Annotated in this window: 20 protein-coding genes; 6 read left to right on the forward strand and 14 right to left on the reverse strand. The window is 73.3% G+C overall.

Features of this window, described 5'->3' with window-relative positions; translation table 11 throughout:
* Positions 1-1,747 (reverse strand): ATP-binding protein (locus tag ACFWIS_RS04070; RefSeq protein WP_380523469.1); only part of this gene is annotated, 1,747 nt, incomplete at its 3' end.
* A gap of 336 nt (positions 1,748-2,083) precedes the next feature.
* Here ACFWIS_RS04070 and ACFWIS_RS04075 point away from each other — a divergent pair.
* The 3 genes from ACFWIS_RS04075 (at position 2,084) to ACFWIS_RS04085 (ending at position 5,632) form a co-directional block, all read left to right on the forward strand.
* Positions 2,084-3,031: a terpene cyclase gene (locus ACFWIS_RS04075; protein WP_380453196.1), complete on the forward strand. Its 948-nt coding sequence runs from the start codon at positions 2,084-2,086 to the stop codon at positions 3,029-3,031.
* A 458-nt stretch (positions 3,032-3,489) separates the two neighbouring features.
* On the forward strand, positions 3,490-5,013 hold the full coding sequence (locus tag ACFWIS_RS04080) for an aldehyde dehydrogenase family protein (protein ID WP_380453198.1): 1,524 nt from the start codon (positions 3,490-3,492) through the stop codon (positions 5,011-5,013).
* A 295-nt stretch (positions 5,014-5,308) separates the two neighbouring features.
* Complete coding sequence (locus tag ACFWIS_RS04085; RefSeq protein WP_380453200.1) at positions 5,309-5,632, forward strand: nuclear transport factor 2 family protein; 324 nt, start codon at positions 5,309-5,311, stop codon at positions 5,630-5,632.
* A gap of 77 nt (positions 5,633-5,709) precedes the next feature.
* On the opposite strand, the gene ACFWIS_RS04090 is transcribed toward ACFWIS_RS04085, so the two are convergent.
* Complete coding sequence (locus ACFWIS_RS04090) at positions 5,710-6,933, reverse strand: serine hydrolase domain-containing protein (protein WP_380453202.1); 1,224 nt, start codon at positions 6,931-6,933, stop codon at positions 5,710-5,712.
* Between the two features lie 85 nt (positions 6,934-7,018).
* Here ACFWIS_RS04090 and ACFWIS_RS04095 point away from each other — a divergent pair, with 85 nt between their 5' ends.
* From ACFWIS_RS04095 to ACFWIS_RS04105, 3 genes are all read left to right on the forward strand, one after another.
* Entirely contained in the window at positions 7,019-7,537 is a 519-nt protein-coding gene (locus ACFWIS_RS04095) for an NUDIX hydrolase (protein ID WP_380453204.1), read from the forward strand.
* Positions 7,538-7,643: 106 nt separating this feature from the next.
* Entirely contained in the window at positions 7,644-8,567 is a 924-nt protein-coding gene (locus ACFWIS_RS04100) for a TetR/AcrR family transcriptional regulator (protein WP_380453205.1), read from the forward strand.
* Between the two features lie 139 nt (positions 8,568-8,706).
* Complete coding sequence (locus ACFWIS_RS04105; protein ID WP_380453207.1) at positions 8,707-10,527, forward strand: hypothetical protein; 1,821 nt, start codon at positions 8,707-8,709, stop codon at positions 10,525-10,527.
* Between the two features lie 100 nt (positions 10,528-10,627).
* Here ACFWIS_RS04105 and ACFWIS_RS04110 read toward each other — a convergent pair whose 3' ends face one another.
* The 12 genes from ACFWIS_RS04110 to ACFWIS_RS04165 all read right to left on the reverse strand — a co-directional run bounded on the left by ACFWIS_RS04110 (position 10,628) and on the right by ACFWIS_RS04165 (position 22,757).
* On the reverse strand, positions 10,628-11,743 hold the full coding sequence (locus ACFWIS_RS04110; protein WP_380453209.1) for a TetR/AcrR family transcriptional regulator C-terminal domain-containing protein: 1,116 nt from the start codon (positions 11,741-11,743) through the stop codon (positions 10,628-10,630).
* Positions 11,744-11,808: 65 nt separating this feature from the next.
* Positions 11,809-12,519, reverse strand: coding sequence for a spermidine synthase (locus tag ACFWIS_RS04115; RefSeq protein WP_380453211.1), 711 nt, complete (start codon positions 12,517-12,519; stop codon positions 11,809-11,811).
* 124 nt (positions 12,520-12,643) lie between these two features.
* Entirely contained in the window at positions 12,644-13,729 is a 1,086-nt protein-coding gene (locus tag ACFWIS_RS04120) for a YeiH family protein (RefSeq protein ID WP_380453302.1), read from the reverse strand.
* 14 nt (positions 13,730-13,743) lie between these two features.
* Complete coding sequence (locus ACFWIS_RS04125; protein ID WP_380453213.1) at positions 13,744-14,325, reverse strand: cysteine dioxygenase; 582 nt, start codon at positions 14,323-14,325, stop codon at positions 13,744-13,746.
* Between the two features lie 89 nt (positions 14,326-14,414).
* Positions 14,415-15,320, reverse strand: a complete 906-nt coding sequence (locus ACFWIS_RS04130) for a LysR family transcriptional regulator (RefSeq protein ID WP_380453304.1) — start codon at positions 15,318-15,320, stop codon at positions 14,415-14,417.
* A 168-nt stretch (positions 15,321-15,488) separates the two neighbouring features.
* Positions 15,489-16,358 carry an amino acid ABC transporter permease gene (locus ACFWIS_RS04135; protein ID WP_380453215.1) on the reverse strand — a complete coding sequence of 290 codons (870 nt, stop codon included), beginning with the start codon at positions 16,356-16,358 and terminating at the stop codon, positions 15,489-15,491.
* Positions 16,355-16,999 carry an amino acid ABC transporter permease gene (locus ACFWIS_RS04140; RefSeq protein WP_380453217.1) on the reverse strand — a complete coding sequence of 215 codons (645 nt, stop codon included), beginning with the start codon at positions 16,997-16,999 and terminating at the stop codon, positions 16,355-16,357. The genes ACFWIS_RS04135 and ACFWIS_RS04140 overlap by 4 nt, the downstream gene beginning before the upstream one ends.
* A 12-nt stretch (positions 17,000-17,011) precedes the next feature.
* Entirely contained in the window at positions 17,012-17,923 is a 912-nt protein-coding gene (locus tag ACFWIS_RS04145) for a glutamate ABC transporter substrate-binding protein (RefSeq protein ID WP_380453306.1), read from the reverse strand.
* 19 nt (positions 17,924-17,942) lie between these two features.
* On the reverse strand, positions 17,943-18,671 hold the full coding sequence (locus ACFWIS_RS04150; protein WP_380453308.1) for an amino acid ABC transporter ATP-binding protein: 729 nt from the start codon (positions 18,669-18,671) through the stop codon (positions 17,943-17,945).
* 47 nt (positions 18,672-18,718) lie between these two features.
* Positions 18,719-18,964 (reverse strand): lipopolysaccharide assembly protein LapA domain-containing protein, encoded by a 246-nt coding sequence (locus tag ACFWIS_RS04155; RefSeq protein WP_380453219.1) that lies wholly within the window; start codon positions 18,962-18,964, stop codon positions 18,719-18,721.
* 162 nt (positions 18,965-19,126) lie between these two features.
* The gene (locus ACFWIS_RS04160; RefSeq protein WP_380453221.1) at positions 19,127-20,899 is read right to left on the reverse strand and encodes an ABC transporter ATP-binding protein; all 1,773 of its coding nucleotides are present in this window, start codon (positions 20,897-20,899) and stop codon (positions 19,127-19,129) included.
* A 79-nt stretch (positions 20,900-20,978) separates the two neighbouring features.
* Positions 20,979-22,757, reverse strand: a complete 1,779-nt coding sequence (locus tag ACFWIS_RS04165; protein ID WP_380453222.1) for an ABC transporter transmembrane domain-containing protein — start codon at positions 22,755-22,757, stop codon at positions 20,979-20,981.
* Positions 22,758-22,942: the final 185 nt, after the last annotated feature.

The following is a 22,942-nucleotide window of genomic DNA, read 5'->3' on the forward strand; positions in this document are numbered from 1 at the left end:
CCCGATCGGCGGCCTCCCGGCCGGTCAGGTTCTCGTACAGCTCGGCGAGCCGGGCGGAGCGGCCGGGGCCGTCCTCCTCGGACTTGCGGAAGGCGTGCCACATGAACGACGCGGCCTGCAGCCGTTGCCGCCGGACCGGGTCGGGAGTCTGCTCGGCCTCCTTCTGGCAGACCAGCGCGGCCTGGCCCAGTTCACCGCTGTGGGCGAGCACTTCGGAGAGCCGGAAGGTGGCGTCCACCCGCAGTTCGGGGCGCAGCGGGCCCTCGTCGGGGTCCAGGGCGAGCTTGAGCTGGTTGACGGTGGCGACGGGGTCGGTGAGCAGTGCGGAGCAGCCGAGTTCGTACATCACCTCGGCCTTGATGTCGTCGGCAGGCGGCTCGTTGAGCGCGCGGTGGAGGCAGCGCTGGGCGGCCTCGGGGGCGCCGATCAGCTGGTGTTCGACGGCGGCGCGGCGCAGCTTCTTGACGATCCGGTCGTCGCCCTCGCCGGAGTGGGTCTCGACCAGGTGGCGGGAGGCGGCGAGCAGGCCGAGTCCGGCGTTCTCGATCTCGACGGCGGAGATGCCGTGCATGCCGAGCCGGGTGGCCTCCGGCATGGTGTTGTAGATGGAGCTGGCGATCAGCGGGTGGACGAACTCGAGGTTCCCGTTGGGGGACTGGGTGAGCACGCGCTGCTTGCGCAGCTGCTTGATGGACTCCCGGGCGGCCTCGGCGCTCTGGGTGGAGATCCGGGTGACGAGGTCGATCCGGATGTCGGTGCCCAGCATGGCGCAGGCCCAGGCGAAGCGCAGGGTGGCGGGGCCGAGCCGGTCCAGCCAGCTCTTGAGGGTCATCCCGGTGGCGTCGACGGCGAGTTCGCGCAGTTGCCGGGAGTTCTCCTCGACCGGCTCGAGTTCCTGGTCACGGACCTGGTCGAGCAGGGCGACGGCCTCGAAGGGGTTGCCGTTGACGACGTTCCAGAACTCGTAGCAGAAGGCGTCCTCGGCCCGGTCGCCGAGTTCGGCGCGGATCATGTCGGTGACGGAGTTCAGGGTGAGCCGGCTGAGCTCGTGCTTGCGGCTGGCGAGGTTGAGGACGCCCCGGCGCAGGTCCTGGGTCTCGGTGGGCCAGTCGCTCTCGTCCTCGCGGAAGGCGAAGACCAGCAGGACGGGCAGTTCGCCGGACCGGACGGCGAACTTGGCGAGCCAGGAGAGCGATTCGGCGTCCGCCCAGTGCAGGTCGTCGACGATCATCACCATCGGCGCGCGGCGCGGGGCGAGCTGGGTGAGCACGTAGTCGAGGCCGTCGCGCACGCCCTGGGGATCGAGGCGGCGGGCGCCGGCCTTGGGCTGCTTGAGGCCCATGGCCGGTCCGACGACCTCCTCCCAGGTGCCCATGACCTGGCCGAACTCGTCGGGCTCCAGCTGGGTCAGGACGGGCTGGAGGAGCTGGCGCAGCACGTGGTACGGCTCTTTGAACTGCCGTTCGCCGCCGCGGGCGAACAGCACGGTGGCGCCCTCGCGCAGGCTGGCGATCCGCCGGACCTCGTGCAGCAGGCTGGTCTTGCCGATGCCGGGGCGGCCGGAGAAGGCGAGCAGTTCGCCGATCTCGGTACCGCCGGCGGCGAACTCGCGGCAGAGCCGGTCGACGGCGGCCTCCACGGAACGCAGTTCGGTGTCGCGGTCGCGCAGCCGGATCCGGGGGGCGGGATCGTCCTCGTTCCGCTCGGAACCGGTTCCCGTCCGAAGTTCGTTGCCCTGATCGGTCACCGACGTGCCTCCGCCTCACCCGCTCGCGGCACGGCTCCACCCGTCGCGCGCGCGGAGCCGGTCCATCACTGTTCGTGGAGCCGAGGTTAGCGCCGCGTTCGGCCGACTGTGCGGCATTCGCGCAGGCTGGGGCGGACGGCGAGGGTTCGGACGGCTTGCCAAGGGCAATTGCCCTATATCCCTAACGTCCGATCATTGCATCAGATACCCTACGGCCCGCGAGGCACGGATGATCTTGCGCACCCACCCTCACCCTGTGCGCCTCGCTGCGTCAACTCCCCCACGCCCAGTGATCGAACCACAAGCGCCCCCACCCACCGCTGCACCGGGAGTCCGATGTCTGACGACACCTCACTTCAGATTCCGTTCCCGCACCGACGCAGTCCGCACGGTCGGTACGCCACCGCCCTGCACCGCGACTGGCTGATCCGCCACCCGCTGCTCCCCGACGCCGATCACCCCGGCTACGCCCACTGGGAGGTGGTGGACCTCGCCGCGCTCGGCTACCCGGACGCCGGACCGGACGAACTCGCCCTGGCGGCCGACCTGATGGGTTTCTACTTCCTCTTCGACGACCAGTTCGACGGCCCGCTCGGCCGCCGCCCCACCGAGGTCGCCCCGATCTGCGAACGGCTGATCGCCGTCCTGCACGGCGCCCGCCCCGACCAGCGCTCCCCGGTGGAGACCGCCTTCGCCGACCTCTGGAGCCGCAGCGTGCGCGGCATGCCCGCCCGCTGGCAGGCCCGCGCCGCCTACAACTGGGAGTACTACTTCGCCAGCCACCCGGCCGAGGCGGCGGGCCGGATCTCCACCCGGCCACCGGACCGGGACGGCTACCTGGAACTCAGACGGGGCACCGCGGCCATGGAGACGATCTTCGACATGGTCGAACGGCTCGGCCAGTTCGAGGTCCCCGCCTCCGTCCTGCACCACCCGGTGCTGCGTCAACTCCGGCAGCTGGCGGCCGACATACCGTCGCTCAGCAACGACGTGCGCTCCTTCCCGCTGGAAGCCCCGCGCGGTGACGTCAACAACCTGGTCATGATCGTCCAGCGCGAGCGCCACTGCTCGGCCGAGGAGGCCTGCTCCGCGGTGATGGCGGAGGCCCAGCTGATGGTCGAGCGCTGCGCCGAGCTGCACGAGCGACTCCCGGACGTCTACCGGGAGTTGGGACTGTCCAGGATCGAACGCGCGATCGCCCAGCGGTACGCGGACGGACTGCTCACCTGGCTGGCCGGCTACCTGAGTTGGGAGGCCCGCACCGGCCGGTACCACGCGGTCTGACCCGACCCCCGACCCCCGACCGTCGGCGCGCCGGCGTCCGAGGCCCTCAGACGCCGCCCGCCGGCCTCCGGTGCCATCCGGGACGGCGCGGCCCGACCTGCCGCGCGCCGCCCCGGCCCGATGCGATCCGGCGCGACCCGATGCGCGCGCACCCGCGCCCTGATGCACGCCCGGGGTCCGCGAGACGGCGAACGCGCCCCCCGCGCACGCCCGGGCCCGCGGCGTCCGGCTCGGCGACATCCGGAACGCACACTGTCCGTACGAGCCGGTGGTACGGACCGTAGCCGCACCGCGCGCCCGGCGGTTATCGTGCTCGTCGGCGGGCGCCCCGGCGGGGCGCCGCCCGACTGCGTGTCCGCACCCTCCCGCCGGACCGCCCCCGACCGGGCGGCGGTCCGGCGTGCCGCCCCCGCCCGATCGGCGCCGGGGGCGCCCGACGTCGCGAGGAGACACAGAGCATGACGGTCTACCAGCCCCCCGGCGCACCCGGCAGCATCGTCGCCTACCGCTCCCGGTACGACCACTGGATCGCCGGCGGCTGGAAACCCCCGGTGCGCGGCGAGTACTTCGGCGACCCGACCCCGGTCACCGGCGAGGTCTTCACCGAGGTCGCCCGCGGCACCGCCGAGGACATCGAGGCCGCCCTCGACGCGGCCCACGCCGCCGCCCCGGCCTGGGGCCGCACCTCCGCCGCCGAGCGGGCGCAGGTGCTGCTGCGGATCGCCGACCGGATGGAGGCCAACCTGGAGCAACTGGCCGTCGCCGAGAGCTGGGAGAACGGCAAGCCGGTCCGCGAGACGCTGGCCGCCGACCTCCCGCTCGCCGTCGACCACCTGCGCTACTTCGCCGGCGCGCTGCGGGCCCAGGAGGGCAGCCTCTCCCAGCTCGACGAGGACACCGTGGCGTACCACTTCCACGAGCCGCTGGGCGTGGTCGGCCAGATCATCCCGTGGAACTTCCCGATCCTGATGGCGATCTGGAAGATCGCCCCGGCGCTCGCGGCCGGCAACGCGGTGGTCCTCAAGCCCGCCGAGCAGACCCCGGCCTCGGTGCTGCTGCTGGCCGAGCTGACCGCAGACCTGGTCCCGCCGGGCGTGCTCAACATCGTCACCGGCTTCGGCGAGGAGGCCGGCGCCCCGCTGGCGGCCAGCACCCGGGTCCGCAAGCTCGCCTTCACCGGCGAGACCGGCACCGGCCGGCTGATCGCCCGGGCCGCCGCCGACAACCTGATCCCGGCGACCCTGGAGCTCGGCGGCAAGAGCCCCAACCTGTTCTTCGCCGACGTCGCCACCGCCGACGACGCCTTCTACGACAAGGCCGTCGAGGGCTTCGCGATGTTCGCCCTCAACCAGGGCGAGGTCTGCACCTGCCCCAGCCGCGCACTGATCGAGTCCCCGGTCTACGAGCGGCTGCTCGGCGACGGCCTGACCCGGGTACGCGCGATGCGCCAGGGCAACCCGCTGGACACCGAGACCCAGGTCGGCGCGCAGGCCAGTGCCGAGCAGCTGAAGAAGATCCTCTCCTACTTCGAGATCGGCCAGGCCGAGGGCGCCAAGGTGCTGGTCGGCGGCGAGCGGGCGGACCTCGGCGGCTCGCTGGCCGGCGGGTACTACGTGACGCCGACGGTCTTCGAGGGCGTCAACAGCATGCGGGTCTTCCAGGAGGAGATCTTCGGGCCGGTCGTCTCGGTCACCCGCTTCGACGGCTTCGACGAGGCGGTCGCGCTCGCCAACGACACCCAGTACGGGCTCGGCGCCGGCGTGTGGACCCGCGACATCAACACCGCCCACCGGGCCGGGCGCGCCATCCAGGCGGGCCGGGTCTGGACGAACTGCTACCACGCCTACCCGGCGCACGCGGCCTTCGGCGGCTACAAGAACTCCGGCATCGGGCGGGAGAACCACAAGGCGCTGCTGGAGCACTACCAGCAGACGAAGAACCTGCTGGTCAGCTACTCCCCCGACGCGGTCGGCTTCTTCTAGGCCGTTCCCCGGACGGAAAGCCGTCCCCCGGACAGACCGCCGGTTCCCCGGACAGACGGCCGGTTCCCCGGACAGACGGCCGGTTCCCCGGACAGAAAGTGGAGCGGGAGACCTCGTCCGGCCTCCCGCTCCACCGCCACTCCCCGTGGCGGGCCTACCGGGCAAATCACCCGTTGCGGGATCTAAGCACATGAATCCCCTGATTTCCCCGACGCGCCGCCGACATGCCCGGACGGCCCGCGCGAACGCCGTAGACAGGACTCCCCGTTCCGCAACCCCTCCCAGGGAGTCCGGCATGACCATCGCCCCCGCCAAGCTCACCGACCCCGCCGTGCGCGCCTTCGTGATCGCCATCAACGCCGGCGACCGCGACGCCTTCACCGCCGCCCTCACCCCCGGCGCGACCATGTCCGACGACGGCTCCGACCGCGACCTCGCCGACTGGACCGAGCGGGAGATCTTCTCCTCGCGCGGCCGCATGGCCGTCCAGACCGAGTCGGACGGCGGCCACGCGCTGGTCGCCGAGTTCACCAACGACACCTGGGGCGCGATGCGCACCGCCTGGCGCTTCACTGTCGACGGCGGGAAGATCAGCCGCTTCGAGACCGGCCAGGCCTGAGCCCGGAGACCCGAGCCCTGAGACCCGAGCCTGAGACCCGAGCCCTGGGGCCCGAAGCCGGAGGCCTGACGCCCGGGCTAGACGCTCAGCCCCAGGCACCCCCGCACCGCGCGGATCAGGTTGCGCGACCGCACGTCCCCGGTGACGCCCGGCTGCATGCCGTTGGTGACGTAACCGAAGCCGAGCCCGAGCTCCGGGTCGGCGAAGCCCAGCGAACCGCCCCGGCCCGGGTGGCCGAAGCTCGCCGGGGAGGCCATCGGCGCGGTCGGCCCGTGCCGCCAGAAGCCCAGGCCGAAGGTGGAGTTGACGATCAGCACCCGGTCCGGGCCGTTCACCGCCGGCCCGACCGCGCGGGCCAGCACCTCCGGGCCGAACAGCGGCGGCAGCAGCGCGCCGGAGCCGTCCGGGCGGTCGGCCTCGCCGATCAGCGCCGCGTAGAACCGGGCCACCGAACGGGCGGTGCCGATGCCGTTCGCACCGGGGATCTCGGCGGCCTGCACCGCCGGGTCGTTCATGTTCACCCCGGGCAGCACCGAGGCGAAGGCCCGGGCGGTCAGCGAGGTCGGGTCCTGGTAGGCGTCCTGGACGGACTGCTTGGGCCGCAGCCGCAAGCCGCTCGGGCCGGTCCGGGCCGCCTCCGGGGCGGGCAGGTCGACCAGCTTGCCGACCCTGGGCGCGGCGGCGGCCGGAAGTCCGATCCACAGGTCCAGCCCGAACGGCCGGGCGATCTCCTCGGCGAAGTACTGTCCGATCGTCCGACCGCTCACCCGGCGCACCACCTCACCGACCAGCCAGCCGAAGGTGTACGGGTGGTAGCCGTGCGCCGTCCCCGGCTCCCAGGCGGGCTCCTGCGCGGCCACCGCGGCGACGGCGCGCTCCCAGGTCAGCACGTCCTCCAGGCGCAGCGGCACGTCCAGCGCCGGCACTCCGGCCTGGTGCGACAGCAGCCAGCGCACCGGCACCGCCTCCTTGCCGGCCGCCTTGAACTCCGGCCAGTACGAGGACACCGGCGCGTCCAGGTCGAGCAGTCCGCGCTCGGCCAGCAGCAGCGCGGTCGCCGCGCTCAGACCCTTGGTGACCGAGCGCAGCACCTGGGCGGTGTCCGCCGTCCAGGGCACCGCGGGCGCGGGCCGCCCGCCGACCTCGGGCCGGGCGTCACCGCCCCACAGGTCGACCACCTTGCGGCCGCGCAGGTACAGCGCGAAGGCCGCACCCAGTTCGCCGTACTCCGCGAAGTTCCGCGCGAAGGCCTCCCGTACGGGCTCGAATCCCTCGGCCGTCTCGCCCCAGATCTCCACCACCGCGTGCCGCCCTCAGCTCGCTCGTCGCCGCCGAATCGATCGGTCCCGCGTTCGAAGCGGGCCCCGAAACCCTAACCTGTCGTCCATGACCAACCCTTCCGAAGAGCTGCTGGACATCGTCGACGACAACGACCGGGTGATCGGGACGGCGTTGCGCGGGGAGGTGTACCGGCAGGGCCTGACCCACCGCTGCGTCTTCGTCATGGTCCGCGACCGGGCCGGCCGGATCTTCGTCCACCGCCGCACCGACACCAAGCTGTTCTCCCCCGGGGCGTACGACATGTTCGTCGGCGGCGTGGTCGGCTCCGGCGAGACCTACGCCGAGGCCGCCGTCCGCGAGGCCGAGGAGGAGCTCGGCGTGCGGGGCATCGCCCCGCGCCCGCTCTTCAAGTTCCTGTTCCGGGAGCCCGACGGCGGCAAGCTCTCCTGGTGGTGCGACATGTACGAGGCGGAGTGGGACGGCCCGGTCTCCCCCCAGGAGTCCGAGGTCGCCTGGCACGCCTGGCTGACCCCGGCCGAACTGTCCGAGCGCCTCGCCCGCGACACCTTCGTCCCCGACGGCCTGGAGGCGTACCGCCGGTACCTGGAGCTCCGCGCCGAATAGCCGGGGCGTGGCCGTCCCCGGCCGGCCGCCCGGCCGCCCGGCCGGGAACCGGTCGGCAGGACGGGCCGCATGGGCCCGCGGACGGCTGCCGGATAGGCTGACGTGCATGGCCCCCCGCACGCCGTCGCCGACGGCCGACCGCGCAGCACGGACCGCCGCCGCACCCGACCGGGGAACCGCGCCCGACCGGGGAGCCGCCGCCGACCGGCCGCGCCGACGGCTCAGCGTGGACGAACGGCGCGAGCAGCTGATCGCCGTGGCGCTGGAGCTGTTCAGCCGGCGCCCACCGGAGGAGGTGTCGATCGACGACATCGCCGCCGCCGCCGGCGCCTCCCGGCCGCTGGTCTACCACTACTTCCCGGGCAAGCAGGCGCTGTACGAGGCGTCCCTGCGGCGCGCCGGGCGGGAGCTCTCGGCGCGGTTCGAGGAGCCGATGGAGGGCCCGCTCTCGGAGCGGCTGTACCGGGTGATGGGCCGCTACCTGGACTTCGTGCAGAGCCACGGGCCGGGCTTCGCCGCGCTGCTGCGGGGCGGCTCGGTGGCGGCCAGCGCGGGCACCTCGGCGGTGATCGACGACGTGCGCCGGGCCGCGCACGACCAGATCCTCGCCCACCTGGCGATCCCCTCCCCGAGCCCCGGGCTGCGGCTCACCGTCCGGGCCTGGATCGCCAACGCCGAGATCACCTCGCTGGAGTGGCTGGCCGAGCGGTCGGTCCCGCTGGAGGAGCTGCAGCTGCACCTGGTGCAGGAGTTCGTCGCCTCGCTCACCCTCACCGCGGCGCGGGAGCCCGCGCTGGCCGCCGAGCTGGCCTCGTTCTTCGCCGACGAGCGGCCCGACGGGCCGTCCGGACGGCTGGTCCGGGACCTCGCCGGACTGCTGGCCGTCCCCGGCATCCTGGACGCGCTCACCGCACTGGCCACGGCAGTGCCGCCCACCGAGCAGGCGTCCACCGAGCCACCGCCCACCGAGCCCGTGGACGAACCGTCCGCCCAGGCCACCGAGGGTCCCGCCGAGACCTCCTCGGAGTGATCATCGGGTGATCCTGCGGTTCGGTGACGACGGTGGGCTCTGATAGGAATGGGCAGGGACCTGACGGACCGCCGCCCGGGCGGGTCCGGTCCCACCCGAACCACCGACAGCAGACGGAGCAGAGCGGGGGGCTCACCAGTTGACCCAGGACGTCCAGTTCAGTGCGGAGGCCAACCCCTTCGCGGCAGCCGAGCAGGTCTGCGCGACCCTCGGCACGCTCACCGACGCCCTCTTCGACGAGCACACCTCGCGCCACCCAGCGGTCGCGCTGAGCAGCCCGAAACCGGCTGAACACCCCGCCGCCGAGGCGTTGTTCGGCCTGCCGATGGCGCCCAACGGGCCGGTGCACCAGGCCCTCGACCGGCTCGGCACGGTGATCACCGCCGGAACGGCCCGGCCCGGCACCGGCGCACGCGTCGCCGACCGGGTCACCGCCGCGCTGCACAACCGCTACGGCGGCGGCGCGGTGCGCGGCGCCATCGCCGACCGGGGCACCACCTCGGCCGCGCTGTTCCAGCTGCCCGTCACCGGCGAGTTCGCCGACGCCAAGCTGCGCCCGTCGTTCGCCCCGGCACTGGCCGCGCTCGCGGCCGGGCAGCAGACCCGGCGGCCGGTCGAACTGGCCACCGGCGCGGGCACCGAAGTCCGACTGGTCGTCCCCCCGGGCTTCCACGCGCTCACCTCCCCCGGCGGACCGGCCGGGGCCTCCGCCCGTACGGTGCCCGCGCTCCCGCTCGACGGCGACCACACCCCGGACGGCGCCGACCGGGCCACCGTGGCGGCGGCCGTCGAGCTGACCGGCCACCTGGCCGAGGTCGCCGACGAGCTGTTCAGCGCCACCGGCCGGGAGCCGCGCCGCGACTTCGCGGTGATCGCCGCGACTCTGACCGACCTGATCCAGGACGCGGGCGTCCGCTACGCGGGCGTGTGCGCCCTGGACCTCGACGGGCGCGCCTCCGAGGCCACCCTGGTCATCTCGCTCGCCCGGCACCCGCTGCCGATCACCGCGCTCGCCACCGAACTGGCCACCGTCCGGCGGCACGCCGAGGTCTGGACGGTCCTGCTGCCGGCCGGGCCGGCCGCCGTCCTGGTCGAGGGACGGACCGTCCCGGTGCCCGGGGCGCTGGCGGCCGACGGACAGCGCCGCTGGGTGGTCACTTCCGTCGTCGAGGCCTTCGTACCGCTGCCGGACAGCGGGACGGTGCTGTGCGCCCAGTTGTCAACGGCCCGGCCGGAGGACTGGGAGTTCTACACGGAGGCGTTCGCGGAGCTGCTGAAGAGCATCCAGTTCGGCTGGGACGGCGAGCCGGTCGCGACGCCGGGCGCGCCCGCCGCTCCGGCGGTGGAGGAGCCCGTCGCGGAGCCCGTCGCGGAGCCCGTCGCGGAGCCCGTCGCGGAGCCGGCCACCGAGCCGGAGGAACTGCCGGTGCACCTGCGCGGCACTCCGGTGCGGATCCCGCCCGCCGACTTCAACCCCTTCGCGCCCGTCGCCGAGGAGGCGGCGCCGGCCGCCCCGGTGCGCGGGGCGGAGCCGGCTCCCCGCAAGGGCACTCCGGTGATGATCCCCCCGCCGGACTTCGACCCCTTCGGCATCGCGGGCACCCCCGCGGCCACGAACGACCCTGCCGCCCAGCCCACCGCAGGCACGGCGGCCCCGGACCCGTTCGGGACGACGGTCGCCTCCGAGCAGAAGCCCGACCCCTTCGGCACCACCGTCGCCGCCCAGGGCCCGGCCGTCCCGCCACCGCCCACCAGCCCGCCGCTGATCCCGGCCCAGGCCGCGCCGGTGGCGTCCGCCGCGACGGGCGGGGCGGAGCCGGCTCCCCGCAAGGGCACTCCGGTGATGATCCCCCCGCCGGACTTCGACCCCTTCGGGATCTCCGGCGCCCCCACGACGACGGACGCACCGGAGGCAGCGGCCGAGGCCGCCGCGGAACCGGAGCACCGGCCGTTCGGCTGACGGCTGACGGCTGTCGCCTGTCGCCTGACGGCTGTCGGCTGTCGGCTGTCGGCTGTCGGCCGAGGGGTGACGGGTGACGGTCGGGTGAGGAGCCCGGTCGTCACCCGTTCCCTCCCGTCCTCCCCCGCACCTCGATCAACGCCCCCACCCCGTCCAGCATCCGCGCCAGCCCGAACTCGAACAGCGCTTCCAGGCTCAGGTCGATCTCCGGCCCCCGGTTCAGCGCGTCGAACATCGGGAACCGCTCCGGGTCCGCCATCAACCGGTCATGGTCCTCGTCGTCCAGCCGGTCCATCCACTCGTCCGCGGACAACCCGCTGTCCTGCTCGGCCTGTGCCTCCCGCTCGAAGTGGACCGCCAGCCCACAGGTGTAGGCCGCCAGACTGACCGAGGTCTGGGCCATCTCCTCCCCGCTCAGTCCCGTCCCCACCAGCGCCGCCATCGCCCGCTCGGTGTGCAGCGCCGCGTCCGGCGCCAGCACCGGCCGGGTGAACGACATCGTGGACGCCAGCCACGGGTGGGTCCGGTAGATCCGCCACTGCAGCCGGGAGACCTCCTCCAGCCCCGTCCGCCAGTCCGGCACCGGCCCTTCGGGGATCGGCTGATCACCGAAGACCTTGTCCATCATCAACCGCAACAGCTCGTCCTTGCCGGGCACATGACGGTAGAGCGACATGGTCGCGACGCCCAGCTCGGTGGCGACCCGGCGCATCGACAGCGCCGCCAGTCCCTCCGCGTCGGCCACCCGCACCGCCGCCGCGACGATCCGTTCCCGGCCGAGGTCCCGCTCCCCGCCCTTGGCCCGCCGCACCCCCGCCCCGGCCGTCGCGCCGGTCGGCCCGGCCCCGGCCGTCGGACCCGTCGCAGCCGCCGCCCGCCCCGCCTCCCGAACTGGAGCAGAAGCCGCACCCGCACCCGCCGGAACAGAACCCGCAGCCCCGCCAGAAGCCGCAGCCGCAGTCGGCGCCGCCGCCGCCACCACTGTCCCCACCCCGGGCACGGCCCGCACCAACCCCTCCTCCCGGAGCCGGTTGAGCACCTTGGTCGCGGTGGCCATCGCGACGCCCCACTCCCGCATGATCCGCCGGGTCGACGGCACCCGGGCGCCAGGCTTCAGCTCCCCTGCCGCGATCCGGCGTCGAAGCTCGTCCGTGATCCGCTCCGAAGGCGTCCCGCCGTCCATCACACCCACCACCGCCCGCTCGACCGACCGCACTAGTGCACCGCAGCGCACACGCTAGCAGCCGGCCCGCCCCCAACGAGCGTGAGCAGCAGGCCCGTTCAGCCGCCGCGCCGCGCCAGGTGCACCACGTCCGGCACCCCCCGGCTGACCGGGATCTCCTGGGTGACGACGTCCGAGAACCCGGCGTTTCGCAGCGCCTCCTCGAAGTCCGACGACGGCTGGGCGCTCCACACCGCCAGCACCCCGCCCGGCTGCAGCCGGTGCCACAGCACGGCGAGCCCGTCGGCCCCGTAGAGGCCGGAGTTGGAGTCGGTGACGGTCCAGTCCGGCCCGTTGTCGATGTCCAGGCACAGCGCGTGGTAGCGCTCACCGTCGGCCGCCGCCAGGTATTCCAGCAGGTCGGTGTGGATCACCGCGACCCGCTCGTCGTCCAGCGCGCCGGCCGAGTAGGCGCCCAGCGGGCCGGAGCGGTGCCACTCGATGATCGCGCTCTCCCGCTCGACGACCGCGATCCGCCCCCAGCGCGGCTCGGCCACCGCGTACGCGAGCGAGAAGCCGACCCCGAGCCCGCCGATCAGCACCGACGGCGCGGCAACGCCCTCCCCGGTGCGGTCCAGCTCGTCCAGCGCCGCCTGGACCAGCAGCCGCTCGGAGCGCCCGTCCGCGGTGTCCATCAGGAAGCAGCCGTTGGCGATGATCTCGTGGTGCCGTCCGCGCTGCCGCAGTACCACCTCGCCGTACGGGCCCTCCCGCCGGTCGAGCGTGACGACGGCCTCGTGGCCGTCCCGTTCGGGCAGTGCGGTGGTCATGCATCCTCCTCGACTGACTCGGCAGCTGGCTCGTCCCCGTAGGGACGATCACCCGCCCGACAATAACCGAGTCCGCAGCGGCCGGGCCCACGAAGGGGCCCGGCCCGCCCGCACGCCGCCCCCGTCAGGTCGTGATGAGCACCCCCGCGTACGACACGCCCGCGACGACCACCCACGAGCCGAGGCCGAGCAGCGCGATCCGCCCGCCGGTCCGCGCCATGGTCGGCAGGTGCACCGCACTGCCGAGCCCGAACAGCGCGGCGGCGAGCAGCAGTTCCTGCGCGTCCCCGGCCAGGGTGAGCGCCCGGTCGGGCAGCACCCCGGTGGTCCGCAGCACGATCATCGCCAGGAACCCGGCGACGAACAGCGGCACGATCGGCGGCCGACTACCGGTCGTGGCCCCACCGTCCCCACCGGCCTCACCCGCGACACCGTCCGCCGCACCCGCGCGCGCAAGGCGCAGATTGCGCCGCGCCACCACCGCCACGCCCGCGACCAGCGGCGCCAGCAGCACCACGCGCATCAGCTTGACCAGCACGGCCTCCCGCAGCGCACCGGGCCCGCCGGTCTGCGCGGTGGCGACCACCTGCCCGACGTCGTGCACGCTCGCCCCGACCCAGCGACCGAACTCGATCTCACCGAGCCCCAGCGGGTGTTGCAGCAGCGGCAGTACGGCGATCGCCAGCGTCCCGCACAGGGTGACCAGTGCGACCGAGGAGGCGACGTCCTCCTCCTCGCTGCCGGCCGCCTGGCTGACCGCGCCGATCGCCGAGGCCCCGCAGATCGAGTAGCCGGTGGCGACCAGCAGCGGCTGGTCCCCGGGCAGTCCGAGCTTCCGGCCCAGCCACATCGTGCCGGCGAAGGTGGCGGCGACCACGGTGAGCACCATGGCGACGGTGGCCCAGCCGAGGCCGAGCACGTCGTCCAGGCTGAGCTTGAGCCCGAGCAGCACGATCCCGAGCCGCATCAGCCGCTTCCCGGCGGTGGACAGCCCGGGCCTGGCGACCCCGCGGACCACCGGGCGCAGCCCGGGCAGGTGGGCCGCCGCCATGCCGAGCACGACGGCGGCGGTGAGCTTGGGCACGGCGGGGACGGCCGCGTGGACGGCGATCGCGGCGGCCACCCCGACCGCCGCGAGCAGCAGGCCGGGGGCGTCCCCGCCGAACGGGGGAAGTGAGCGGGTGCGGGTGGCCCGCTCCCGGAGGGTCAGTGACACGCCGCCGCTCACCGCTCCTGGTCCGCGGGCAGTTGGTAGACCCGCCGGATGCTGGTGCCGAGCCGCGAGACGTCCGCGCCGTACACGTGGATGGAGATGGCGGTGCTGCTGCACGCGTTGCGCACCAGGTGGATGTCGCCGGGCGGGGCGAAGGCGGCGACCGTCCCGGCCGGGCCGGCCACGTGCTCGGTCTCGACCAGTCGAGAGCTGCGCCCGTCGGAGACCAGCCGGTAGCGGGTCTCGCTCTCCTGGCCCTGGTGGACACCGGCCACGCACCAGGAGACGTGGTCGTGGATCGGGGTGTGCTGGCCGGGCAGCCAGACCAGGGCGACGACGGAGAAGCTGCCGTCGGCCTCGGCGTGCAGGACGTGCTGGCGGTAGCGCTGCGGGTCGCCCTCGCGCTGGGCGGGGGTGAGCAGCGCGTCGGGCCCGTCGGCAGTGGCGTGCAGGTGCGGGGCGAGGCGTTCGCCGACCAGGTACGCGGTGAGTTCGGGGGGCAGTCCGCGGTCCACGACGGCGCGGATCTCACTGACCAGCGCGGTCATCCGCTCGGTGAGCCGGTCGCTGCCGACCGTGGCTGGGGGTGTCATACCAGCAGGTTGGGACCTACTGACCTATCACGTCCAAGGAGGGTTCCTAAGCATTACCCCCATACCTGCTTATGGGTGCGGGCCCCGCTTCAGCACCCGACCCGGCTCGCTGCCGCCTGCCGCAGGTGGTCGAGCACCAGCCCGGTGGCCGGGATCCGCCGGTGCTCGCGCAGGACGTACGCGCTCACCTGCCGCCGCAGGTGCGGCTCGACGGCCCGCCCGGTGACCTTGCGGTGGCACATGAAGGAGAGCACCAGCGCAGGCATCAGCGCGATCCCGACGCCGGCGGCGACCAGGCTCTGCACCGCGAGGTTGTCGTCGGTGGAGAACACGATGTCCGGCGCGAAGCCCTCCTCCGCGCAGACGTGCAGCAGGTTGGCCCGGCAGCGCGGGCAGCCGGCGATCCAGCGCTCGCCGTCGAGGTCGACCAGCCGGACGGCGTGCCGGCGGCCGAGCGGGTGCCCGACCGGCAGCAGCACGGTGAGCAGGTCCTCCATCAACGGGATCTCGTCCAGGCCGTCCGGCACCTCGGTCGCCTGGCCGGGGTAGCGGAAGGCCAGCGCGATGTCGCACTCCCCGCGCAGCAGCCGCTGGACGGAGTCCGGCGGCTCGGCCTCCAGCAGCTCGACCCGGACGCCCGGGTGCTCGGCGAGCAGCCGGGCCATCGCCTCGGGTATCAGGGTGGCGTTGGCGCTGGGGAAGGCGCAGACCCGCACCCGCCCGGCCCGCAGCCGGGCGAGCGCGGCGAGCTGCTGCTGGGCGGCGGAGAGGCTGCCGAGGATCAGCTCGGCGTGCCGGGAGAGCGCCTCACCCGCCTCGGTGAGCCGCAGACCGCGCCCGGCGCGGGTGAACAGCGGGACGCCGACGGTGCGTTCGAGGGCCTTCATCTGCTGGGTGATGGCGGGCTGGGTGTAGCCGAGTTCCCGGGCCGCCGCCGAATAGGAACCGGCCCGGACGACTTCGTGGAACGTCCTGATGTGCCGCGAGTCGAACACCGGCTCCATGGCCCCTCCGCCCGGTCGTCTGCCGCCTGCCCTCGCAATCATAAGAGGAATTTGGAGGTCTCGGCTTCGACCCCATCCGCACCTATGGTTCAGTCCCGAACCAGCGTCCCCACCCGCAGGCCCGCTCCGGCCTCCCCGTCCTGACGGGAAGCCCACCACTCACGACTGCGCCGACGGCGGCAATCCCATCGCCACCCCCGCCTTGGCCACCGGCGCCCCGCCCCGCACGCTCGGGCTGCGCCGGCTGCGCCGCTCGACCCAGCGGGCGAGCCAGGACAGCAGCAGACACATCCCGATGTAGATCGGCGCGATCACCATCACCACCGGGATGAACGGCAGGTCGTAGTCCAGGTTGGTGGCGATGAGCTTGCCCGCGTGCAGGAACTCCTCGAAGGTGATCAGGAACCCGAGCGAGGTGTCCTTGAGCGCGACCACCAGCTGGCTGATGATGGCCGGCAGCATCGCCCGGTTGGCCTGCGGCACCAGCACGTACGCCATCACCTGGGTCTTGCGCATGCCCAGCGCGTACGCCGCCTCCCGCTGCCCCTTGGGAACCGCGAGCACGCCGGCCCGGAACACCTCGGCCAGCACCGAGCCGTTGTAGAGCACCAGCCCGGCCACCAGCGCCCACAGCGGCTGCACCTTGAGGGCGACGAAGATGAAGAAGATCATCACCAGCAGCGGCATGGCCCGGAAGAACTCCACCACCAGCGTGGCGACCCAGCGCACCGGCCGGTGGTCGGACAGCCTCCCCGCCGCGAACAGCGCGCCGAACGGCAGTGCGAACAGCACCGTCCAGCCGAAAGCCCGCAGGGTGTTGCCCAGCCCGCGCAGCAGCAGGTCCTGCACGCCCCGGTACTCGAAGGGCTCCCACTTGGCGTAGGTGAACTGGTGGGTGTGGAACAGCATGTAGACGACCCAGCCGATCAGCGCCGCGATCAGCAGCAACGCGATCCCGCCGTACAGCCGGTGCCGGGCCAGCGCTTTCGGGCCGGGGATGTCGTACAGCGCCGAGGATTCGACCGTCATCGGGACACCGCCACTCGTCGTTCCAGCAGGTTGAAGACGGCGCTGATGGCCAGGGTGATGATCAGGTAGCCGACGGCGATCCAGATAAAGGTCCAGATGATGCTGTAGCCCAGCTCGTTGATGGTCCGGTAGGTGCCCAGGAGTTCGGTGACGCTGAACGAACCGGCGATCGCCGTGTTCTTCGCCAGCGCGATCATCACACTGCCGAGCGGCGCCACCACCGAGCGGTACGCCTGCGGCAGCACCACCAGGCCCATCGTCTGCCCGAAGCTCATCCCCAGGCTGCGGGCCGCCTCGCCCTGGCCGGTCGGCACGGTGTTGATGCCCGAGCGCATCGACTCGCAGACGAAGGCCGAGGTGTAGCAGCCGAGGGCGAGCACGGCGAAGGTGTAGAAGGGCAGGATGATGTTGAACCGGGGCAGCCCCAGCACCACGATGAAGAACAGCAGGGTCAGCGGCGTGTTGCGCAGCAGCGTCACCCACACCGTCCCGAACACCCGCAGCGGCCGGACGGGCGAGACCCGGAACCCCGCGATCAGCACGCCCAGCACCAGTGACAGCACGGCGCTCACCGCGAACAGCGAGAGCGTGCCGAGGAAGCCGTCCCAGTAGGTCGACCAGTTGTCGGTCAGCGTTTTCACGGCGCGGCCCTCTCAGTACCGGTTGATCGTCGGCGGGGTGGGTGCGGGCTCCCCGGACAGGCCGAGGGTCGCGTCGAAGGCCTTCTTCCAGTCCCCGTTCTCCTCGTGGTGCGCCAGCGCGTCGTTCAGCGCCCCGCGCAGCACGGTGTCGGTCTTGGGGGTGCCGATCCCGTACGGCTCGGTCGAGAACAGCGGGCCCACCACCTTGAGTTCGTCCGGCACCTTGGCCGCGTAGCCCAACAGGATCGCGTTGTCGGTGGTGACGGCGTCCACCTGACCGGTGATCAGGTTGTCCACGCAGGCCGAGTAGGTGTCGTAGCCGATCAGGTGCGCCTTCGGGTACTGCGACTGGATCCGCTGGTACGGCGTCGAGCCGGCCGCCGAGCAGACCTTCTTGCCGTTCAGGTCCTGCGGGCCGTGGATGCTGTTGTCGTTCTTGCGCACCAGCAGCGACTGCCCGGCGACGAAGTACGGCCCGGCGAAGCCGACCAGCTTCTTGCGGTTGTCGTTGATGGTGTACGTGCCGACGTAGTAGTCCACCTGGCCGTTCTGCAGCGCCGTCTCACGGTTGGCCGAGGCGATGGTCTTGAACTGGATCTTCTCCGGCGGGAAGCCGAGCGAGGCGCCGACCATCTTGGCGATCTCGATGTCGAAGCCGGAGTACACGCCGGTGGCCGGGTTCTTCTGGCCCAGGTACGGCTGGTCCTCCTTGGCGCCGACCACCAGGTGGCCCCGGTTGCGGGCGGCGTCCAGGGTCGGCGAGCCGGTGATCGCGGCGGCGTCCTGCACCTGGTAGCTGGGCAGCGCGCTGGGCTGGGGCCCCTTGGGCGGCGGGGTGCCGGCCTTGCCGCAGCCGGTCGCCAGCACGGCGAGCAGCAGGGCGGCGGCCAGGCGTCCGCGCGCCCGTGCGGCGAGCGTCGTCATGGGGTTCACTGCGCCGTCCTCAGTGCTTCAGGATCTTGGACAGGAAGTCCCGGGCGCGCTCGCTCTCGGGGGCGCTGAAGAACGCCTCCGGGGCGCGGTCCTCGACGATCCGGCCGTCGGCCATGAACACCACCCGGTTCGCCGAGGCCCGGGCGAAGCCCATCTCGTGGGTGACCACGACCATCGTCATGCCCTCACTCGCGAGCTGGCGCATCACGTCCAGCACCTCGTTGATCATCTCGGGGTCGAGCGCGGAGGTCGGCTCGTCGAACAGCAGTGCCTTGGGGTCCATCGCCAGCGCGCGGGCGATCGCGACCCGCTGCTGCTGGCCGCCGGAGAGCTGGGCCGGGTACTTCTCGGCCTGCGCGGCCAGTCCGACCCGCTCCAGCAGCGCGCGGGACTTGGCGTCGGCCTCAGACTTCGCGCGGCCCCGGACCTTGGTCTGGGCGAGCGAGACGTTCTGCAGCACGGTCTTGTGCGCGAAGAGGTTGAAGGACTGGAATACCATGCCGACCTCGGCGCGCAGCTTGGCCAGCCCCTTGCCCTCCTCGGGCAGCGGCTGGCCGTCGATCAGGATGGTGCCGTGCTCGATCGGCTCCAGCCGGTTGATCGCCCGGCAGAGGGTGGACTTGCCGGAGCCGGACGGTCCGATCACCACGACGACCTCACCGCGGCCGACCGTCAGCTCGATGTCCTGCAGCACGTGCAGCTCACCGAAGTGCTTGTTGACCCCGCGCAGCTCGATCAGCGGCGTGAAGGCGGAGGACCCGCCCGGAGCCGGTTCGGGGGTGGTGGTCACCGGCCGCGCCGCCCCTTCAGCAGCCAGCCCAGTACGCCGCCGGCGACCAGCGTCGCCAGCAGCGCGATCCAGAGCGGCGCGGTCACGGTGAACACCCAGAACTGGATCTTGACCTTGTCGAGGTTGGCGAACAGGAACCACACCGCGAGGATGACGATGACGCCGATCCCGATGTACCTCGTGGGGATCCCGCCGATCTCGCCGCGCTGGGGCCGGGATGAGCCGTCTGAAATCTTGGTCACCGGAGCAGTCTGCTGGCCTGGGTGACGATTTGCCCGGCTACGCGCCCTTCCGGGCAAAGGAGTAACCCGCACGGGGCAATCCGACCCCGTACGGGTTTCGAACCCCCGTTACACTGCCGCACCCACCGGAGCGCCGGCCCGGCGGGATCCGCGGGAAAGGCTCTAGCGTTCGTCCCGCCAGGACCGCCAGAGCGCCGCGTACGGGCCGCCGGCCGCGACCAGCTCCGGGTGGCTGCCGTACTCGCTGATCCGCCCGCCCTCGACCACCGCGATCACGTCCGCGTCGTGCGCGGTGTGCAGTCGGTGGGCGATGGCGATGACCGTCCGGCCCTCCAGCACCCGGGACAGCGAGCGCTCCAGGTGCCGGGCGGCCCGCGGGTCCAGCAGCGAGGTGGCCTCGTCGAGCACCAGGGTGTGCGGGTCGGCCAGCACCAGTCGGGCCAGGGCGAGTTGCTGGGCCTGCGGCGGGGTCAACGAGGTGCCGCCGGAGCCGACCTCGGTGTCCAGCCCCTCCGGGAGGGCGTCCACCCAGTCCCCGGCGTCCACCGCGTCCAGCGCGGCCCGCAGTTCGGTGTCGTCCGCCTCGGGCGCGGCCAGGCGCAGGTTGTCCCGCAGCGTGCCGACGAACACGTGGTGCTCCTGGTTGACCAGGGCGACCTCGGACCGCACCCGCTCGGCCGGCATCCGGGACAGCGCCGCCCCGCCGAGGGTGACGCTGCCGCGCCCGGGCGCGTAGATCCCGGCCAGCAGCCGCCCGAGCGTGGACTTGCCCGCCCCGGACGGCCCGACCAGCGCGACCCGGCTGCCCGGGGCGACGTCCAGGCTGATCCCGTGCAGCACGTCCGCGCCCTCCCGGTAGCCGAAGCGGACGTCCCGGGCCTCGACCCGGCGACCGTCCGGACGGGCCGACTCGTCGCCCTCGTGCTCCGGCACCTCGTGCACGCCGACCAGCCTGGCCAACGAGGCCTGTCCGATCTGCAGCTCGTCGTACCAGCGCAGGATCAGGTCCACCGGGCCGGTCAGCATCTGGGCGTACAGCACGCCGGTGGTCAACTGCCCGACGGTGAGCCAGCCCTTGAGGGTGAACAGCCCGCCGACCACCAGGGTGGCCAGCACCGCCGAGGTGTAGACCGCGTCGATGGTCGGGAACCAGACCGAACGCAGCCACAGGGTGTAGCGCTCCCAGGCCAGCCACTCGCCCAGCTTGCGGTCCGTCAGCCTGACCCTCTGCTCCCCCAGCCGCAGCGCCTCGACCGTCCGTCCGGCGTCCACCGTCTCGGCCAGCACGTTGCTGACCGCCGCGTACCCGGCCGACTCGTTGCGGTAGGACTGCGGCGCGCGCCGGAAGTACCAGCGGGAGCTGACCAGCAGCAGCGGCAGCCCGACCAGCGAGGTCAGCGCGAGCAGCGGCGAGGTGACCAGCAGGGCGCTTAGCACCAGCAGCAACGACACCACCGCGACGGCGAGTTCGGGAACGGCCTCGCGCACCGACTTGTCCAGCCGGTCGATGTCGGTGGTCCCCCGGGATACCAGGTCCCCGGTGCCGGCCCGCTCCAGCACCCCGGTCGGCAGCGCCACCGAGCGGACCAGGAAGTCCTCCCGCAGGTCGGCCAGCACGCGCTCGCCGAGTACCGCGCCGCGCATCCGGGACCAGCCGGTGAAGGCGGACTGCACCGCCAGCGCCAGCAGGTACCAGCCGACCGCCACCGCGATGGTGGCCCCGGCCGTGCCGGTGGCCAGCGACTCGACCAGGCTGCCGAGCACCCAGGGCCCGACCAGCCCGGCCAGGGTGGCCATCGAGTGCAGCGAGACCACCGCGGCGAACCCGCCCCGGTGGCGCCGCGCCAACACCCCCAGGTACCGCCGCACGGCGGCCGGGGAGCCGACCGGCAGGGTGGTGGCCGGCCCCTGCTCCTGATGGACGGGGGGCTTCATGACGTGCTCCTCACGTACGGGGTCGGACGGTTGACGGCGGGCTCGACGGCGGAGTCGACGCCAGGGTCGACGGCGGCGCTCATACCTGCGCGGCCTCCTCCACCTGCGCGGCCTCCTCGTCCCGGGTGACCACGGCCCGGTAGGCCGGCTCGGTGCGCATCAGGTCGCGGTGTCGACCGGCCGCCACCGCCCGGCCCTCGCGCAGCAGCACAACCCGGTCCGCCTGGTCCAGCAGTAGCGGGCTGGTCGCGAACACCACGGTGGTGCGCCCCGCCCGGGTGTTCCGCAAGCCGGTGGCGATCCGGGACTCGGTGTGGGCGTCCACCGCGCTGGTGGGCTCGTCCAGCACCAGCACGGGCGGGTCGGCCAGCAGCGCGCGGGCCAGGGCGAGCCGCTGGCGCTGCCCGCCGGAGAGCGAGCGCCCGCGTTCGGTGATCCGGGCGAGCATCGGGTCGCCCGCGCACTCGGGCGAGCCGTCCACCAGTGCCTCCAGCACGTCCTCGGAGCGGGCCGCGGCGAGCGCCTCGGCCACCGGGACCCGACCGGAGGACGGGATGTCCAGCAGCTCGGCCAGCGTGCCGGAGAGCAGCACCGGCTCCTTGTCGTGGACCAGCACCGCCGCCCTGGCCTCGGCCAGCGGCACGGTGTCCAGTTCGGTGCCGCCGAGCCGGACGGAGGGCAGTTCCGACTCGCCCTCGGCCGACGGGACGTGGCCGCCGAGCCGCTCGGCGAGCGCCCCGGCGACGTCCGGGTCCCCGCAGACCACCGCGGTCAGTTCACCTGCCCGGGCGGTCAGTCCGGTGGCCGGGTCGTGCAGGTCGGACCGGCCCGGCCGGGTCAGCGTGCCCTCGGCCGTGCCGCTGGTCCGGGTGAGCGAGAGCACCCGCACGGCCCGTCCGGCGGAGACCCGGGCGACGCTCCAGGCGTGCGCGGCCTCGCCCAGGATCCGCAGCGGCGCGGCCAGGAAGGCCGTCGCGCCGTACACCGCGATCAGGGTGCCCACGCCGAGCTCCCCGGAGGCCGCCAGCCGGGCGCCGTACCACGTCACCCCGACCACGAACAGGCCTGGCAGCAGCACCTGTTGGGCCTGCATCAGGGACCACAGCCGGGCCGAGCGCACCGCCGCCGAGCGGACCTTCTGGGAGGCCGCCCGGTACCGCTCCAGGAACAGTTCCTCGCCGCCGATCCCGCGCAGCACCCGCAGCCCGGCGACGGTGTCGGCGGCCAGTTCGGTGGCCTTGCCGCCGAGTTCGCGCTGTTTCTCGTAGCGCCGCTCGAACGGACGGATCAGCGGCCAGACCGAGGCGGCCAGCACCGGGACGCCGAGCAGCACCCCGATCCCGAGCACCGGCTCGACCACCAGCACCACCGCGCTGACGGCCAGCCAGACGATCACCGCGGCCCGCACCCGGGCCACCAGTTCGACGTACCAGCCGATCCGTTCGACGTCCCCGCTACCGACCGCGACCACCTCGCCGGTGGCGATCCGCCGGGACAGCCCGGCGCCGAGGCGCGAGGCCTGCCCGGCCACCAACTGCCTTACGTGGCAGGCCGCGTGGATCCAGTTCCAGACCGCCTGCCGGTGCAGCAGCACGGTGCCGACCGACGCGGTGGCGGACAGCAGCAGAGCGAGCGCGCCGGCCCGCCAGATCCCGCCGGCGTCGCCGTCGACGGCGGCCTGAACGCCGTGCCCGAGCGGTATCGGCAGCGCGGCCTGGGCGCCCATCTCGACCAGCGCCCAGCAGGTGGCACGGATCTGACCGCGCCGCTGGGCGCGCTGCAGCCAGCGCAGGAAGGCCAGGGGTGAGGAGAGGTCGGGACTGCCGGGGTCGGCCAGCGGCAGGGGGGTGAGCGGCATGACACTCCGATGCGAAGGGTGCGGGAGGAGCGGGAGGAGCGGGATGTGCAAGGTGTGCAGGACGTGCGGAAGGCGCGGAGTCACCGGAGCCGGCCGCGCATCAACTCGCGCGGGCCGTACGGAGGGGCCGCCCCGCTCACGCGCTGGAAGGGGCACAGGACGTGCGGCGCACCGGCACTGCGACG

The sequence above is a fragment of the Kitasatospora sp. NPDC127060 genome, from assembly GCF_042724935.1.
Lineage (GTDB): Bacteria > Actinomycetota > Actinomycetes > Streptomycetales > Streptomycetaceae > Kitasatospora.

Excerpts from the sequence above, each read along its gene's own strand:
- ACFWIS_RS04075 (WP_380453196.1), top strand. The coding sequence starts at position 2,084 with ATGTCTGACGACACCTCACTTCAGATTCCGTTCCCGCACCGACGCAGT.
- ACFWIS_RS04080 (WP_380453198.1), top strand. The coding sequence starts at position 3,490 with ATGACGGTCTACCAGCCCCCCGGCGCACCCGGCAGCATCGTCGCCTAC.
- ACFWIS_RS04085 (WP_380453200.1), top strand. The coding sequence starts at position 5,309 with ATGACCATCGCCCCCGCCAAGCTCACCGACCCCGCCGTGCGCGCCTTC.
- ACFWIS_RS04095 (WP_380453204.1), top strand. The coding sequence starts at position 7,019 with ATGACCAACCCTTCCGAAGAGCTGCTGGACATCGTCGACGACAACGAC.
- ACFWIS_RS04100 (WP_380453205.1), top strand. The coding sequence starts at position 7,644 with ATGGCCCCCCGCACGCCGTCGCCGACGGCCGACCGCGCAGCACGGACC.
- ACFWIS_RS04115 (WP_380453211.1), bottom strand. The coding sequence starts at position 12,519 with ATGACCACCGCACTGCCCGAACGGGACGGCCACGAGGCCGTCGTCACG.
- ACFWIS_RS04125 (WP_380453213.1), bottom strand. The coding sequence starts at position 14,325 with ATGACACCCCCAGCCACGGTCGGCAGCGACCGGCTCACCGAGCGGATG.
- ACFWIS_RS04135 (WP_380453215.1), bottom strand. The coding sequence starts at position 16,358 with ATGACGGTCGAATCCTCGGCGCTGTACGACATCCCCGGCCCGAAAGCG.
- ACFWIS_RS04145 (WP_380453306.1), bottom strand. The coding sequence starts at position 17,923 with ATGACGACGCTCGCCGCACGGGCGCGCGGACGCCTGGCCGCCGCCCTG.
- ACFWIS_RS04160 (WP_380453221.1), bottom strand. The coding sequence starts at position 20,899 with ATGAAGCCCCCCGTCCATCAGGAGCAGGGGCCGGCCACCACCCTGCCG.
- ACFWIS_RS04165 (WP_380453222.1), bottom strand. The coding sequence starts at position 22,757 with ATGCCGCTCACCCCCCTGCCGCTGGCCGACCCCGGCAGTCCCGACCTC.